At 66.5% G+C, this 14,382-nt stretch carries 15 protein-coding genes; 8 read left to right on the forward strand and 7 right to left on the reverse strand.

Annotation, left to right across the window (positions count from 1 at the left end; translation table 11 throughout):
• Positions 1 to 12: 12 nt before the first annotated feature.
• Complete coding sequence (locus N8888_RS06690; RefSeq protein WP_263177903.1) at positions 13 to 474, forward strand: GNAT family N-acetyltransferase; 462 nt, start codon at positions 13 to 15, stop codon at positions 472 to 474.
• A gap of 50 nt (positions 475 to 524) precedes the next feature.
• Here N8888_RS06690 and N8888_RS06695 read toward each other — a convergent pair whose 3' ends face one another.
• Both N8888_RS06695 and N8888_RS06700 read right to left on the reverse strand, forming a co-directional pair.
• Positions 525 to 1,772, reverse strand: coding sequence for a TIGR03862 family flavoprotein (locus tag N8888_RS06695; protein WP_263177904.1), 1,248 nt, complete (start codon positions 1,770 to 1,772; stop codon positions 525 to 527).
• Positions 1,759 to 2,193 (reverse strand): FKBP-type peptidyl-prolyl cis-trans isomerase, encoded by a 435-nt coding sequence (locus N8888_RS06700; RefSeq protein WP_053519803.1) that lies wholly within the window; start codon positions 2,191 to 2,193, stop codon positions 1,759 to 1,761. Before N8888_RS06700 ends, N8888_RS06695 begins: the two co-directional genes overlap by 14 nt.
• 69 nt (positions 2,194 to 2,262) lie before the next feature.
• Between N8888_RS06700 and N8888_RS06705 the strand changes: the two genes are divergently transcribed.
• The 4 genes from N8888_RS06705 to N8888_RS06720 all read left to right on the forward strand — a co-directional run bounded on the left by N8888_RS06705 (position 2,263) and on the right by N8888_RS06720 (position 5,174).
• Positions 2,263 to 2,628 (forward strand): DUF6164 family protein, encoded by a 366-nt coding sequence (locus N8888_RS06705; protein WP_053519804.1) that lies wholly within the window; start codon positions 2,263 to 2,265, stop codon positions 2,626 to 2,628.
• 68 nt (positions 2,629 to 2,696) lie between these two features.
• Positions 2,697 to 3,464 carry a sulfurtransferase gene (locus tag N8888_RS06710; RefSeq protein ID WP_053519805.1) on the forward strand — a complete coding sequence of 256 codons (768 nt, stop codon included), beginning with the start codon at positions 2,697 to 2,699 and terminating at the stop codon, positions 3,462 to 3,464.
• 148 nt (positions 3,465 to 3,612) lie between these two features.
• Entirely contained in the window at positions 3,613 to 4,608 is a 996-nt protein-coding gene (locus N8888_RS06715; RefSeq protein ID WP_065181249.1) for an LLM class flavin-dependent oxidoreductase, read from the forward strand.
• 68 nt (positions 4,609 to 4,676) lie between these two features.
• Positions 4,677 to 5,174: a pyridoxamine 5'-phosphate oxidase family protein gene (locus tag N8888_RS06720; protein ID WP_053519807.1), complete on the forward strand. Its 498-nt coding sequence runs from the start codon at positions 4,677 to 4,679 to the stop codon at positions 5,172 to 5,174.
• Between the two features lie 10 nt (positions 5,175 to 5,184).
• Here the strand turns inward: N8888_RS06720 and N8888_RS06725 are convergent, their stop codons facing one another.
• A complete protein-coding gene (locus N8888_RS06725) occupies positions 5,185 to 5,838 on the reverse strand; it encodes an exopolysaccharide biosynthesis protein (RefSeq protein WP_111186061.1) in 654 nt (217 codons plus the stop codon).
• Positions 5,822 to 7,126, reverse strand: a complete 1,305-nt coding sequence (locus tag N8888_RS06730; RefSeq protein ID WP_053519809.1) for a hemolysin family protein — start codon at positions 7,124 to 7,126, stop codon at positions 5,822 to 5,824. Before N8888_RS06730 ends, N8888_RS06725 begins: the two co-directional genes overlap by 17 nt.
• 292 nt (positions 7,127 to 7,418) lie before the next feature.
• On the opposite strand from N8888_RS06730, the gene N8888_RS06735 reads away from it, so the two are divergent.
• Positions 7,419 to 8,045: a DUF47 domain-containing protein gene (locus N8888_RS06735; protein ID WP_004152833.1), complete on the forward strand. Its 627-nt coding sequence runs from the start codon at positions 7,419 to 7,421 to the stop codon at positions 8,043 to 8,045.
• 13 nt (positions 8,046 to 8,058) lie between these two features.
• Complete coding sequence (locus N8888_RS06740) at positions 8,059 to 9,180, forward strand: inorganic phosphate transporter (protein ID WP_053519810.1); 1,122 nt, start codon at positions 8,059 to 8,061, stop codon at positions 9,178 to 9,180.
• A gap of 241 nt (positions 9,181 to 9,421) precedes the next feature.
• On the opposite strand, the gene N8888_RS06745 is transcribed toward N8888_RS06740, so the two are convergent.
• From N8888_RS06745 to parE, 3 genes are all read right to left on the reverse strand, one after another.
• Positions 9,422 to 10,918: a S10 family peptidase gene (locus N8888_RS06745; protein ID WP_111186062.1), complete on the reverse strand. Its 1,497-nt coding sequence runs from the start codon at positions 10,916 to 10,918 to the stop codon at positions 9,422 to 9,424.
• Positions 10,919 to 11,028: 110 nt separating this feature from the next.
• Positions 11,029 to 11,607 carry a GNAT family N-acetyltransferase gene (locus N8888_RS06750; RefSeq protein ID WP_253119740.1) on the reverse strand — a complete coding sequence of 193 codons (579 nt, stop codon included), beginning with the start codon at positions 11,605 to 11,607 and terminating at the stop codon, positions 11,029 to 11,031.
• Positions 11,608 to 11,758: 151 nt separating this feature from the next.
• On the reverse strand, positions 11,759 to 13,648 hold the full coding sequence (parE, locus tag N8888_RS06755) for a DNA topoisomerase IV subunit B (protein WP_053519719.1): 1,890 nt from the start codon (positions 13,646 to 13,648) through the stop codon (positions 11,759 to 11,761).
• A gap of 160 nt (positions 13,649 to 13,808) precedes the next feature.
• Here parE and N8888_RS06760 point away from each other — a divergent pair, with 160 nt between their 5' ends.
• Positions 13,809 to 14,042: a hypothetical protein gene (locus N8888_RS06760; RefSeq protein WP_053519720.1), complete on the forward strand. Its 234-nt coding sequence runs from the start codon at positions 13,809 to 13,811 to the stop codon at positions 14,040 to 14,042.
• The last annotated feature ends 340 nt before the right edge of the window (positions 14,043 to 14,382 follow it).

Genomic DNA, 14,382 nt, shown 5'->3' on the forward strand with positions numbered 1-14,382 from the left:
CACGGAGGTTGCATGCAGTTCAGGACCGGTACGATTGACGATGTCTCGCCGCTGTGGGCCCTGCGCACGCGGTGCGTGCGCGAGACCTGCAGCAGTCACTATCCGCCGAAGGTGATCGCACCCTGGGCGGCGTCGCCGCCGCCGGCGCAGTATCCGCGGCTGTTGTCGCAGGGCGGATGCGTGGTGGCCGAAGGCGGGCAGGGCGAGCTGCTCGGTTTTGGCGTACTCGATATCGATGGCAATGAGGTGGATGCGCTGTTCGTCGATCCGGATCGTGGTGGACAGGGTGTCGGCCAGGCGCTGATGCAGCGGCTGCTGGCGCTGGCCGATCCGGGGCGCGAGGTGGTGCTGTCGGCCTCGCTCAATGCCGTGTCCTTCTATCAGCGGCAGGGTTTCATCCGCGAACGCGAGGAAATCTATCCCCATCCCAGCGGGGTACCACTCGCCTCTGTACGCATGCGAAGGCCGTGGTGAGGCGCTGCTTCCGGTAGCGCCGAGCCACGCCCGCTGCTACCGCAGGCGATTCAGCGTGTGGCCAACCACTGGATCACGCCTTCGGCGGCGCGCAGGCCACTGGCATAGCAGGCCGTCAGCAGGTAGCCGCCGGTCGGCGCTTCCCAGTCCAGCATTTCACCGGCACAGAACACGCCGGGCAGGGCACGCAGCATCAGCCCTGCATCGAGCGCGTCCAGCCTTACCCCTCCGGCTGTGCTGATCACCTCGGCCATCGGCCGCGGGCGCAGCAGTTTCAGCGGCAGGCGCTTGAGCGTCGCTGCGACCGCAGCAAGATCGTTGCCCGCGTCTTTGCCGAGGTGCTCGAACACAAGTGCCGCTTTCACTGCGTCCACCCCGGCCTGGCGGCGCAGGTGTTCACCGAAGCTGCGGCCCTTGCGTGGACGCGACAGATCGGCCAGCAGGCGTGCTTCATCGCGGGCAGGTGCCAGGTCCAGCCACAATGGCGCACAACCCTCGCGGTTGATGGTTTCGCGCAGGTCGGCCGACAGCGCGTAGATCAGGCTGCCTTCGATGCCATAGTCGCTGGCGACGCATTCGCCCTGCAGTGACCGTGGTTGGCCAGTCAGGTCGATCCAATGCGCTACCACTGGTTTCAAAGGGGCACCGGCATTGCGCTGGGCGAACAGGGGCGTCCAGTCGACGTCGAACCCGCAGTTGGCGGCCTGTAACGGCGCGATGTCCACGCCGCGCGCCTGCAGCGGTGCCACCCAGGCACCGTCGCTGCCGAGATGCGGCCAACTGCCGCCGCCCAGCGCCAGCATGGTGGCATCAGCGTGCACGTCGAGGTGGCCGTCTTCGGTGTTGAAGCGCAGCGCGCCGTCGCTGGCCCATCCGCACCAGCGGTGATTCACGTGCAGGCGTACGCCCTGCTCCTTCAAGCGGCGCACCCAGCCGCGCAGCAGGGGCGCAGCCTTGCGATCGACCGGGAACACGCGGCCGGAACTGCCGACATAGGTCTCCACGCCGAGATCGGCGGCCCAGTCGCGCAGTGCCTGCGCGTCGAACCCGTCCAGCCAGCGGCCGACTTCACCGGCCTGCTCGCGGTAGCGGCTGTCGAACAGCGGGCGCGCATCGGAGTGGGTCAGGTTGAGCCCGCCCTTGCCGGCGATCAGGAACTTGCGACCGGGGGAACCCTTGGCTTCATAGAGGTCCACCTCCAGGCCGGCGGCGCGCAGGCGCTCCGCGGCGAACAGCCCCGCCGGGCCGCCACCGACGACAGCCACGCGGCGCGGTGCATGTGGATCAGGGTTGGACATCGAGCAGCTCGACATCGAACACCAGCGAGGAGCCCGGCGGGATCGGGCCGGCGCGACGGCTGCCGTAGCCCAGGTCCGGGGGGATCATCAGGGTGCGCTTGCCGCCGACCTTCATGCCGGCCACGCCTTCATCCCAGCCGCGGATGACCTGGCCGGCACCGAGCACAAAGGTGAACGGCTGGCCGCGTCCGACCGAGCTGTCGAATGTCTTGCCATGCTTGCTCTCGGTGCGGTTGTCGTAGATCCAGCCGGTGTAGTGCACGGTGACCTTCCGTCCCGCCACCGCTTCGGCCCCGGTACCGGGCTGGGTGTCGATGCGCTCGAAGGTGGTCAGCGTGCCTCCCGGCGGTGGGCCGGACGGCTCCATCGAGCAGCCGGCAGCAGCAAGGGACAGCAACAGGGGAAGCAGCAGTCGGCGCATCGGGCATCTCCGTCGGGCGCAGGGCGAGGGCGGCAAGGGTAGCGCATCGGCGCCGGGTATCATGGCGCCATGGCCAAACTCCTGCTCAATCTGCGCAATGTCGGCGATGACGAATACGCCGACGTCTGCACGCTCCTGGATCGCCACGGCATCGCCTGGTACCGCACCGAACCCAGTCCCTGGGGCATTTCCAATGGCGGGTTGTGGCTGCGCGAGGATGGTGATCATGCGCGCGCCAAGGCATTGATGGCCGAGTACCAGGCCGAGCGCGCGCCACGCATCCGTGCCGAGCGTGAGCAGGCCCTGCGCGATGGCACGGCCGAGACCTTCGGCAGCCTGCTGCGGCGCCGGCCGCTGTATGTCGTGCTGGTACTGCTGGCGATGCTGGGCGCTGCTGCCCTGGTGCTGCTGCCGTTCATGCTGCTGCGGGGGTAGGGCGCTCCAGCCGCCGATCATTGACCCCGGGGCCTGACCCGATGGCGGCCAGGCGCTAAAATGCGCGGATGATCGCCAATACCGCCGCCTATCATTTCACCGCCATCGACGCCCCCGAGGTTCTGTGCGACCAGCTGCTGGCGCGTGCCGAAGCGGCTGGGCTGCGCGGCACGATCCTGGTGGCGGGCGAGGGCCTGAATCTGTTCCTGGCGGGCGCCCCGGCCGCTATCGAGGGCTTCTACGCGGCACTGCGTGAGGATCCGCGTCTGGCCGGAATGCGGGTCAAGACCAGCTTCAGCGAGCATCAGCCCTTCGCACGGCTCAAGGCCAGAGTGAAGCCGGAGATCATCAGTTTCCGCCGCGATGACGGCCAGCCGCTGGCCTATCCACGCGCGCCGGCGGTCGATCCGGCCACCGTACAGCGTTGGTTGCGGCAGGGCCACGACGATGCGGGAAAGCCGGTGGTGATGCTCGATACCCGCAATCTGCAGGAGGTGGAGTACGGCACGTTCAAGGACGCGCTGGTGCTGCCGATCCACAAGTTCACCGATCTGCCGGAGGCCCTGGCGCCGCACCGCGACGCATTGAAGGACAGCACCGTGGTCAGCTTCTGCACGGGTGGCATCCGCTGCGAGAAGGCCGCACTGTGGATGCTCAATGACGGCATGGACAACGTGCTGCAGCTCGATGGCGGCATTCTCGGCTACTTCGAAGAGGTGGGCGGCGAGGGCTACGACGGGCGCTGTTTCGTGTTCGACGAACGGGTGGCGCTGGATGCGGAGCTCAGGCCGCTGGTGGATGAGCCGCTGCCGGAACCACGCCCCAGCGCCTTCTGAGCGGCTGTCCCGGGCGCCGGTCGTGCACGGCTGTCCGGTCCACCTGGGGAGCTGACCCGCCCGGCAGGAATCAGCGTCCCGCCACCGGCACTGGCCGCCGTGCCGGGCCGACCCCATGCAGAGGGGATCTTTTGACGGAAACCGCCTGATGATCCCGTTGTCGATCCTCGACCTGGCCCCGGTCTGCGAGGGCAGCGATACCACCGCCGCCTTCTCCAACATGCTGGAACTGGCCCAGCATGCCGATGCGCTGGGCTACCGCCGCTACTGGCTGGCCGAACACCACAACATGCCCGGTATCGCCAGCGCGGCCACCGCCGTGCTGATCGGGCACGTTGCCGGTGGCACGCAGCGCATCCGTGTCGGTGCAGGCGGCATCATGCTGCCCAACCATGCGCCGCTGCAGGTGGCCGAGCAGTTCGGCACGCTGGCCTCGCTCTATCCGGACCGCATCGATCTGGGGCTGGGGCGGGCGCCCGGCACCGACCAGCCGACCGCCCGCGCGCTGCGGCGCTATTTCGACAGCGCTGACCAGTTCCCGCAGGATGTGCGTGAGCTGCTGCATTACTTCGAGCCGGTCCAGCCCGGTCAGGCGGTGCAGGCCGTGCCTGGCGGCGGCCTGCGGGTGCCGACGTGGATCCTGGGTTCCAGCCTGTTCGGTGCGCGCATGGCGGCATCGATGGGGCTGCCGTACGCCTTCGCCTCGCACTTCGCCCCGGACGCGATGGATGAGGCGCTGGCAGTCTACCGCCGCGAATTCCGTCCTTCGGCCACGTTGAAGCAACCGCACGCGATGCTGGCATTGAACGTGGTGGCCAGCGACAGCGAAGCCGAATCGCGCCGCCTGTTCACCAGCCAGCAGCAGAGCTTCGTCAATCTGCGCCGGGGGCGTCCCGGCAAGATCCCGGCACCGATCGACGACATCGAATCGTTCTGGGAGCCGCACGAGAAACTGGGTGTCGAGCGGGCATTGGCGTGCACGGTGCTGGGTGATCCGCAGCAGGTGGCCGAGGGTATCGCCGCGTTCGTCCAACGCCATCGACCTGACGAACTGATGCTCACCGCCAATCTGTATGACCATCGCGCGAGGCTGCGCTCGTTCGAGCTGACCATGCGGGCGTGGCACGATCGCCACGCGGGCTGAACGATTGCATCACGGCGCATTGCAGACCTTCCGCGTCTGATGGGGGCTCCCTACCCCTGGAGCTCCCCATGTCGGATTCCCGCGCAGAACACATCGCCCAGCTGGCCGAACTGATCAAGGACGTGGAGGTGGCGATGTTCACCACGGTCGGTGTCGATGGTCGCCTGTACAGCCGTCCGCTCGGCACCCAGCAGGTCGCCTTCGATGGTGACCTCTGGTTCGCTACTGCAGCCGACAGCCCGAAAGTGGCGGAAATCGCGCTCAATCCGCGGGTCAACGTGGCCTACGCTTCGACGTCGAAGAACACCTATGTGTCCGTGGCGGGCAATGCGCGCATCGTCGACGATCGGGCCAAGGTGGAAGCGCTGTGGTCGCCAGCGATGAAGCTGTTCTTCCCCGGCGGCAAGGACGATCCGAACCTTCGGCTCATCCACGTGCAGGCTGAATCGGCCGAGTACTGGGATGGACCGGGCACGCTGCTGGGCAGGGCGCTGACGTTCGTGCTGTCTGCGGTACAGGATGAGCCAGGCCAGCTTGCCGACAACGGTTTCGTCGACCTGCGTTGATGGGCCCGGTTCAGAACCAGCGCTGGAACAGTTCGACGGTGTAGCTCACGAGTTGGCCGGAACTGAAACCAAAGAACGCGATTGCCGCCAATGCTCCGATCCAGTTGACCAGCATCAGCGCGCCGTCGCGCTCGAGCAGGGCCAGCGAGAACAACAGCAGCTGGAAGCCGAACAGATAGTTGGTGAACGGGATCGGCAGCGACAGCAGGATGCCCAGCAGGACCAGCAGTGCGCCGGTGAACGCGTGGGCCGGCAGCGGCTTGAGCAGCTGTGGCAGGCGTGGCTTGAGCATGCGGTCCAAGCGCCGCAGCGGGCGGTCGATGCGGTCCAGGAACCGGTGCATGGTGCCGCGCTTCGGCCCGCGGCGGGCAATGAAGCCCGGCAGCCAGGGGCGCCGCATGCAGCACAGCATCTGCAGGCCGATGAGGATCACCAGGGGGCCACTGACCGCACCGCCCAGCCCCGGAATCGGGATGAACGATGGCAGGATCGCCACGAACAGGAAAACGCCGAAGGCGCTCTGCTGCAGATCCTGCAGGATCTGGCCCAGCTTCATGTGCTGGGCCGGATCACCCCAGGCGAACATTTCCAGCAGCGTGCGGATGCCTTCGTTGCGATAGGCAGGTGCTGCGTGGCGCGGGCCGGACTCAGGCGGTGAGCTCATCGGCCTGCTCGTCCGACAGCGTGCGCAGCAGCAGCTTGTCCACACGTGCACCGTCCAGGTCGACGATCTCGAAGCGCCAGCCGGCCCAGTCGAAGTACTCGCCCGCGTGCGGGATGCGGCCGAAGTAGTGGATGCACATGCCGGCTAGGGTGTAGTAGTCGCCCTCTTCGGCGTCGGGAAGCTCGTTGCTGCCGATCAGCTCGCGGAGGTCGTCCACCGGCAGCGAGCCGTCCACCAGCAGCGAGCCGTCCTCACGGGTCACCACCAGTGCGTCCTCGTCGGCATTCTCCACCGCCTGCAGGCGGCCGACCACTGCGCCCATCAGGTCGCTGATGGTGACCAGTCCCTGGATCTCGCCGTATTCGTCGACGACCAGCGCCATCGACTGCTGTTCTTCCCGGAAGATCTCCAGCAGCTTCATCGCATGGGTGGACTCGGAAACGTACAACGGCTCGCGCAGGGTCTGGAACAGCGCGTTGTCGCCGCGTGCCATGCGGGTCGCCAGCGATTTCAGTTCAAGCACACCAACCACATCCATGTCGTTGTCGCGATAGACCGGATAGCGCGAGAACTCATGCTCGGCCATGATTTCCAGGTTGCGGTCCAGGCCGGCCTGCGTGTCCAGCCAGGCGATCCGGTTGCGCGGCGTCATCAGGCTGTCGGCGGTGCGATCGCCCAGCCGCATCACGCGGTTCATCATGTCGCGCTCATGGGTGTCGATCACACCTGCCTCGTGGCTTTCGGCCACCAGCATGCGGATCTCCTCTTCGGTCACCGAGGCGGCTTCGTCCTTGCCCAGGCCAAGTGCCTTCAGCACCAGCTGGGTCGTCCTGGACAGCAGCCAGACGAAGGGCAGGGCCAGTTTGGCCAGCCAGCTCATCGGCATGGCCACCAGGCTGGCAATGGCCTCGGAGCGGGTCAGGGCCAGCCGCTTGGGCACCAGCTCACCAAAGATCAGGGTCACGAAGGTGATGAGGGTCACGGCCAGCGTGGTGCCGACCTGGGAGGCGTAGGCGAAGCCGGGCATCAGGCCCTGCAGCCAGCCGGCAATGGCGTCGCCGATGGCGTCGCCGCCCAGGTAGCCGGTCAGCACGCCGATGACGGTGATGCCGATCTGGACCGTGGACAGGAAGCTCTCGGGCTTTTCGGACAGCTCCAGGGCCTTGGCGGCGCGCTTGGAGCTGCCGGCCATCTGCTTGAGACGGCTCTTGCGCGAGGTCATGACCGACATCTCGGACATGGCGAAGAAGCCGTTCAACAGAACCAGCGCGAAGACAATCAGGATCATTTCAAACACGGGCGTCGTCCCCGGTTGGTGGCAGGGAGGGCGGGTGCTTGCGATGGCGGCAGGCGCTCAGGAGCGAAGTCCGGCGCGGCGCTGGGGGATAAGGGTCGTCGTCCATAAGGTGCGCCCGAGGGCGCGTTGGCATCTTAGCAAAGGGCCGTGGCAAGGTGGCAACTGCCTGTTCAGGTTGGCGGGTTCCACCCCCGGAAAGGGGGCGGGGATACCCGAGATGGTCATCTAGCCGTCATAATTCCGTCCGGTGCCGTCCTTCCCGCGACGGCTGACAGGTTTCTCAATGTTCTCTCTGCAGACCATTTTCGGTTCCGGCAAACAGTTCTACACCCTGCTCGATGAGGCTGCCGTCGCGGCCTCCGACGCCGCCAAGGCGCTGCATTCCATGCTGCGCGAGGCCGACCGCCAGCCCGCGCTGGACGCCTTCAAGCTGGCCCGCCTGCGCGAGCGCGCGGCGTCGGACAAGATCAGCCAGGCGCTGGTGGACAGCTTCATGACGCCGATCGAGCGTGAAGACATCGAAGCGCTGGGGTCGGCGCTGTACAAGATCCCCAAGCAGATCGAGAAGTTCGCCGATCGCTATTCGCTGGCCACGACCCACCTGGAGCACATCGACTTCGCGCCGCGCGCGGCGATGCTGGAGCAGGCCGCCGGCGTGGTGGTGGAGATGGTGGCCGACCTGCGCCACATGAACCTGGACCGGATGACCGCGCTCAACGAGAAGCTGCGCTCGCTGGAGAACGAGGCCGACCGGCTGATGCTGGAGCTGTACCGTGACATCTATTCCGGGCGCCTGGACAACCTGCAGATGTTCCTGCTCAAGGAATTCTTCGAGATCCTGGAAAAAGCCATCGACCGTTGCCGCGAGGCCGGCGTGGTGGCGTACCAGATCGTGCTGAAGAACAGCTGACGGACGCCGCCGCATGTTGACCCTCGTCCTGGTGGTGATCCTGGCTGCGCTCGTCTTCGAGTTCATCAACGGCTTCCACGACACCGCCAACTCCATCGCCACCGTGGTGGCGACCAAGGTGCTCTCGCCCGGCTGGGCGGTGATGCTCGCCGCCTTCATGAACCTGATCGGTGCCCTGACCGGTACGGCGGTGGCGCTGACCATCGCGTCGGGCCTGCTCAACACCAACGTGGTCGATGTCACCCCGCAGGTGATCCTGTGCGCCCTGCTGGGCGGCATCATCTGGAACCTGATCACCTGGTGGAAGGGGCTGCCGTCCTCGTCCTCGCACGCCCTGATCGGTGGCCTGTGCGGCGCCGGCCTGGCGGCCGCCCACAACAACTGGGATGCGCTGATCTGGTCCGAGCGGCTCGGCAGCTGGGCGCAGAACAAGGGCCTGCTGTGGAAGGTGTTCGTGCCGATGATCACCTCGCCGATTGCCGGCTTCCTGCTGGGCATCGTGGTGATGGTGCTGCTGTGGGGCCTGATTGCGGGTCTGGCCAGGATCGGTGGTGCGATCGGCCGCCTGGCCCGTCCGCGCTGGGTCAATGCCTTCTTCGGCAAGGCGCAGATCGTCTCGGCCGCCTACATGGGCTTCGCACACGGGCACAACGACGCACAGAAGACCATGGGCATCATCGCCATGACCCTGATCGGTGCCGAAGCCACCGGTGCACTGGACAACCTGCCGTCCTGGCTGGCCTTCATGCACCCGGATGCGCAGGCCGGTGACGGCATCGCGATGTGGATCGTGCTGACCTGTGCGGTGGTGATGGCCGCCGGTACGGCTTCGGGTGGCTGGAAGATCATCAAGACGCTGGGCCACAAGATGGTCAAGCTGCATCCGATCCACGGCTTCGCGGCGGAGACCAGCTCGGCCACCATCCTGACCCTGGCCGCCCATTTCGGCATGCCGGTCTCGACCACGCACAGCATCTCCACCGCGATCATGGGCGTGGGCTTTGCCAAGAATCCGCGTTCGCTGAAGTTCGGCGTGATCGAGCGCATCGTCTGGGCCTGGATCCTGACCATCCCGGCGGCAGGCGGCTGTGCGTACCTGATCCTGAAGCTGTTCGAGCTGTTCGGCTGGACCTGATGCCAGCAACCCTGGGGTCAGAGCCCTTTCCCTGCAGATAGGGATCTGACCCCGGAAATGAAAAAGCCCGCCGGATTCCGGCGGGCTTTTTTCATGGGCAGATCGTTTTTCCGTATCCAGCGTGTCGACCAAGGTCGACACCCACCAACAGCAGCAGGAACCTCGCCAGCCCACGGAAACCCGGCTTTTGCCGTTGCTGTTGCCGTCAGCGGGCGCCGGGCCGCAGGCGCGGCCGAACCCCTCAGTTGCGCTGGAACAGTGCCTGCACATCCTTGCGGAATGCCGCCTGGCTGTCGGCACGGCTGTAGAACATGTGCCCGCCCGGGTAGCTGCGCACCTGCACGCGGTCCGGGTTGCTGCCCATCGCCGGCATCTGGTCCACGGTCAGGATCGAGCCCATGAACGGGCATGACAGGTCATTCCAGCCGTGCGCGATCAGCACCTGCAGATTCGGATCGATCGCCACCGCCTGGCGCAGCTGGGTCACCGCACCCTGGCGCAGGTCGCCGTTGCGGTCCCACAGCCGGTTCACCTCGTAGTTCAATGCCTGGTAGCGCGCATCGACCTTCCAGCCCACCACGCGGGTGACGAAGTCGACCATCGCGGTGGTGGTTGGCGCGATGATGCTGTCGAGCAGGGGATCGTTGGCGCGCTGTTCCGGATCGTTCGGGAACGGATCAAACGCCGTCACGTTCGAGTCGTAGCGGCTGCCCAGCGTGCCCTTGTCGCGGAACACTTCGCGCAGATAGGCCTGGGTTTCCAGGCGGCCGCCGGCACGACGCACGAACTGCGGGTCCAGCCCGGTCAGCTCGGTGACCCGGCGCAGCATCGCCTCGGTGGCCTGCGGATCGCTGCGGCCCTTCATCAGGGCGGTGGCGTAATCGCCGCGGGTGTACTCGATCACCTCACGCATCGCCGCGTCGGTCAGGCGGCCCTGGCGCTCCAGGTGCGCCGCTGCTATCGACGGCAGCGTCTGCATCCACGCCATCGGCGAGACGTCGGCGTTGTCTTCCAGGGTCGGGCTCAGGTACGGCGAGACCAGCACCAGGCCGTTCATCGCAACGCCCAGCCGCGTCTGCAGGTAGTGGGTGATGCGTGGGCCGCGGTAGCCACCGTAGCTCTCACCGGTGAGATACTTGCGCGACGCCATGCGCTGGTTGCGCAGCAACCAGTCGTAGATCGATCGCGACAGGTACTCGATGTCGGCACTGGGGTTGTACAGTGCCTTCTTGGCTTCGTCATCGCCGATGCGGGCACGGCTGAAGCCGGTGCCGACCGGGTCGATGAAGACCAGGTCGGTGAAGTCCAGCCACGTTCCCGGATTGTCATGCAGCGTGGCCGGCGCCGACGCGCTGTCGCCCTCCGAGCCGAAGGTCACGACCTTCGGGCCGATGGCGCCCAGATTGAGATACACCGAGGACGCGCCGGGCCCGCCGTTGAGCGCGAAGGTCACCGGCCGGTCCTTGCCGGGCATCGTGTAGGCGGTGAACACCACATCGGCGATCACCTTGCCCTTCTCGTCACGTACCGGCAGGGTCCCCACGGTGGCGGTGTAGTCGAGCGTGCGGCCCGCCAGGCGGATGCTCTGGCGGGTGGAGGCGTCGGCCGGCAGCGCAGGTGCTTCGGTCTTGTCGTCCCTGGCGTCGGGCTTGGATTCGGCGGCGGGCGCGGCCAGCACGCTGGCAGGAGCAATGAGCAGGCCGACGCAGAGCGCGGCAGTGTGCAGCAGGGACTTCATGGCACCGGATCGGCAGCGGAAGGGGGTTTCGATGCTAGGCCTCCAGGGTGCCGCGCCGTATGTGTCCAAAGCCATGGCCGGGCGTTGTCGTCGGTTGCGGCCAGATTGGGTCAAGTGGGCAGGGCGCTCGCGGCTTCGTCATCGGCCAGCAGCCCGTACACAGCCGAGTCCGCCAACTCGCCCTGGATGCGCCAGCGTTGGCGCAGGAGGCCCTCACGATGGAAGCCGAGGCGTTCAAGCACGTGCGCGGAGGCCGCATTGCGCGGATCGATCTCGGCTTCGACGCGATGCAGGCGCAGCGTCCGGAACAGGTAGGCCAGCACCTGCTGCAACGCCTCATGCATGTAGCCCCGGCCCTGGACCTCAGGTGCCAGCAGATAGCCGATCTCGGCACGCGCAGCATCGCGATCGACGGCAAACACCACGCAGATGCCCAGCAACGGCCCTTCCAGCGATTCGCGCACGGCCAGCTTGAGCTGGGTGCCGATGGCGTGTGCGGCGAGGTCGTCGTCGATCTGTTCGCGGGCTTCGCCCGGCCGTTTCCAGGCAGGATGGTTCCACCAGCGCATGACCGCCGGGTTGGATTGCAGCGTGAACAACGCAGCAGCGTCATCACGACGGATCGGGCTCAGGACCAGCCGCGTGCTGTGCAGCGGCAGGCCGGGGAACAGCAGCGAGTGGCTGGGCAATGCGGTGGTCCACGCGGATGAGCGCGCATTATGGACCCGCAGGGTTTGCCGATGGGGGTGTAATGCCCCGGTGGGCGGCCTGAACCGGTACTGCCAGGCCATGCAGCCAGAGCCGTTTCCCGACAGGAAACGGCCCCGGCCCGCGCTGGGGTCAGACTTCCAGCGACGCCAGATCGCCCTTGGTCTCCAGCCAGCCCTTGCGGTCAGACGCCCGCTTCTTGGCCAGCAGCATGTCCATCAGCGAACGGGTCTGCTCGCGATCGTCCACGGTCAGCTGCACCAGGCGACGGGTGTCCGGGTGGATGGTGGACTCACGCAGCTGCGACGGGTTCATTTCGCCCAGGCCCTTGAACCGGGTCACGTTGACCGCGCCCTTGATCTTCTCGCGCTCGATCTTGTCCAGCATGGAGCGCTTTTCTTCCTCGTCCAGCGCGTAGAAGACCTGCTTGCCCACGTCGATGCGGAACAGCGGCGGCATTGCCACGAACACGTGGCCGGCGTCGACCAGCGCCGGGAAGTGCTTCAGGAACAGCGCCGTCAACAGGGTGGCGATGTGCAGGCCGTCCGAGTCGGCGTCGGCCAGGATCACCACCTTGCCGTAGCGCAGGCCGCTGATGTCATCCTTGCCCGGATCGCAGCCGATGGCGATGGCCAGGTTGTGCACTTCTTCCGAGGCCAGCACGCTGTTGGAGGAGACTTCCCAGGTGTTCAGGATCTTGCCGCGCAGCGGCATGATCGCCTGGAAATCCTTGTCGCGTGCCTGCTTGGCGCTGCCGCCTGCCGAATCACCTTCCACCAGGAACAGTTCGGTACGCGACAGGTCCTGGCTGATGCAGTCGGCCAGCTTGCCCGGCAGGGCAGGGCCCTGGGTGACCTTCTTGCGGACCACCAGCTTTTCGGTCTTCAGGCGTGCGCTGGCGCGCTCGATGGCGATCTGCGCGATCTTCTCGCCCAGTTCCACGTTCTGGTTCAGCAGCAGGCTGAATGCATCGTGCGCGGCACCTTCCACGAAACCGGCGGCCTGCCGCGAGGACAGGCGTTCCTTGGTCTGCCCGCTGAACTGCGGATCGGTCATTTTCAGCGACAGCACGAACGACACGCGGTCCCACACGTCTTCCGGCGCCAGCTTCACGCCACGCGGCAGCAGGTTGCGGAAGTCGCAGAACTCGCGAAGCGCCTCGGTCAGGCCGGTGCGCAGGCCGTTGACGTGGGTACCGTGCTGGGCAGTCGGGATCAGGTTGACGTAGCTTTCCTGGACCAGCTCGCCTTCCGGCAGCCAGGCCACGGCCCAGTCCACCACTTCGGTGTCCTTCTTCAGGTTGCCGACGAACAGGTCGGCCGGCAGCATTTCGCGCTCGCCCAGCTCCAGCTTCAGGTAGTCGCGCAGGCCGTCCTCGTAGTACCAGGTGTCGACTTCGCCGGTGGCTTCGTCGGTCAGCTTCACGGTCAGGCCCGGGCACAACACCGCTTTGGCGCGCAGCAGATGCTTGAGCGCGCGCACCGCGAACTTCGGCGTATCGAAGTACTTCGGGTCGGGCCAGAAGCGCACGCGGGTGCCCGTGTTCTTCTTGCCGACCGTGCCCACCACTTCCAGCGGCGTGGCGCGGTCACCGTTACGGAAGGTGATGCGGTGTTCGGCACCTTCACGCTTGATGTGCACCTCCACCAGGGTCGACAGCGCGTTGACCACGCTGACGCCGACGCCGTGCAGGCCGCCGGAGAAGGTGTAGTTGTTGTTGCTGAACTTGCCGCCCGCGTGCAGGCGGGTCAGGATCAGCTCGACACCCGGGATCTTCTCTTCCGGATGGATGTCCACCGGCATGCCACGGCCGTCATCGCTGACCTCCACGCTGCCGTCCTTGTACAGGGTGATCTCGATCGAGCGGGCGTGGCCGGCGAGGGCCTCGTCCACCGAGTTGTCGATCACTTCCTGCGCCAGGTGGTTGGGGCGCGCGGTGTCGGTATACATGCCGGGACGGCGCTTGACCGGGTCAAGGCCGGACAGGACTTCAATATCGGCGGCGTTATAGCGGGCGTTCATCTATGTTCTAAAGCGCGGAGCGACGCGCAAGTGTGCGGTCTGGGCGGCGAATTTGCACGCCTGCGGTTCAGCCTCGCCACCGGGGAGGGGGTAAAATGGCAGCCGCTGGAATCCGGACGCCAGCGTCCCCATGTCCCAGCCATACCGCGAGGAGGACTCCATGAAGAAGTTGCTGACCATTGCGATCCTGGCCGCTGCCGCCGTTGCGGTGCCGCTGGTGATGGCGCAGAACGCCGGCCAGCCGGCCCCGCAGCAGGGTGACCAGGCCGACAAGGCACAGGCCGAAGCCGACGCCAAGGCCAAGCGCCGCGCGCAGGCCAATGCGGAGCTGAAGGCCAAGGGCCAGCCGGTTCCGCAGCAGGAAGAAGAGGAAGAGGCGCGCAAGAAGCGCTGAGCGCACGCGCACCCTTCCTTTCCCACGGAAGCCCTGTAGAAGAGGACTTCTGGCGACGCCACGCCCCCGCAAGGGGGCGTTTTTCGTTCGGTCGGCCTGCACAAGCCTCTTGGGTTGGCGGCCATCTATCTGTAAACTATGGCTTTCCGGGAGTAGTGCGTGTCCACCATTTGCGAATGGGCTGGCACGGCCATGCGTGGCCTCCAGCAATGCGGGTCGCAGGTGACGGTCGATGTGACCGGCGCGGTTGCCCCGACCTCGCGCGATGGTTACCGTCTGGCGCCAGCCGCCGCACGGATCGGCACCTCCCTCGCTGCCCCAGCGAACCGGAAAACCCCCT

The sequence above is a fragment of the Stenotrophomonas maltophilia genome (assembly GCF_025642255.1).
Classification (GTDB): domain Bacteria; phylum Pseudomonadota; class Gammaproteobacteria; order Xanthomonadales; family Xanthomonadaceae; genus Stenotrophomonas; species Stenotrophomonas maltophilia_P.

Bases quoted from the DNA above. Each gene is read 5' to 3' on its own strand.
- N8888_RS06690 (WP_263177903.1), top strand. From the start codon at position 13: ATGCAGTTCAGGACCGGTACGATTGACGATGTCTCGCCGCTGTGGGCC.
- N8888_RS06695 (WP_263177904.1), bottom strand. From the start codon at position 1,772: ATGTCCAACCCTGATCCACATGCACCGCGCCGCGTGGCTGTCGTCGGT.
- N8888_RS06700 (WP_053519803.1), bottom strand. From the start codon at position 2,193: ATGCGCCGACTGCTGCTTCCCCTGTTGCTGTCCCTTGCTGCTGCCGGC.
- N8888_RS06705 (WP_053519804.1), top strand. From the start codon at position 2,263: ATGGCCAAACTCCTGCTCAATCTGCGCAATGTCGGCGATGACGAATAC.
- N8888_RS06710 (WP_053519805.1), top strand. From the start codon at position 2,697: ATGATCGCCAATACCGCCGCCTATCATTTCACCGCCATCGACGCCCCC.
- N8888_RS06715 (WP_065181249.1), top strand. From the start codon at position 3,613: ATGATCCCGTTGTCGATCCTCGACCTGGCCCCGGTCTGCGAGGGCAGC.
- N8888_RS06720 (WP_053519807.1), top strand. From the start codon at position 4,677: ATGTCGGATTCCCGCGCAGAACACATCGCCCAGCTGGCCGAACTGATC.
- N8888_RS06725 (WP_111186061.1), bottom strand. From the start codon at position 5,838: ATGAGCTCACCGCCTGAGTCCGGCCCGCGCCACGCAGCACCTGCCTAT.
- N8888_RS06730 (WP_053519809.1), bottom strand. From the start codon at position 7,126: ATGATCCTGATTGTCTTCGCGCTGGTTCTGTTGAACGGCTTCTTCGCC.
- N8888_RS06735 (WP_004152833.1), top strand. From the start codon at position 7,419: ATGTTCTCTCTGCAGACCATTTTCGGTTCCGGCAAACAGTTCTACACC.
- N8888_RS06740 (WP_053519810.1), top strand. From the start codon at position 8,059: ATGTTGACCCTCGTCCTGGTGGTGATCCTGGCTGCGCTCGTCTTCGAG.
- N8888_RS06745 (WP_111186062.1), bottom strand. From the start codon at position 10,918: ATGAAGTCCCTGCTGCACACTGCCGCGCTCTGCGTCGGCCTGCTCATT.
- parE (WP_053519719.1), bottom strand. From the start codon at position 13,648: ATGAACGCCCGCTATAACGCCGCCGATATTGAAGTCCTGTCCGGCCTT.
- N8888_RS06760 (WP_053519720.1), top strand. From the start codon at position 13,809: ATGAAGAAGTTGCTGACCATTGCGATCCTGGCCGCTGCCGCCGTTGCG.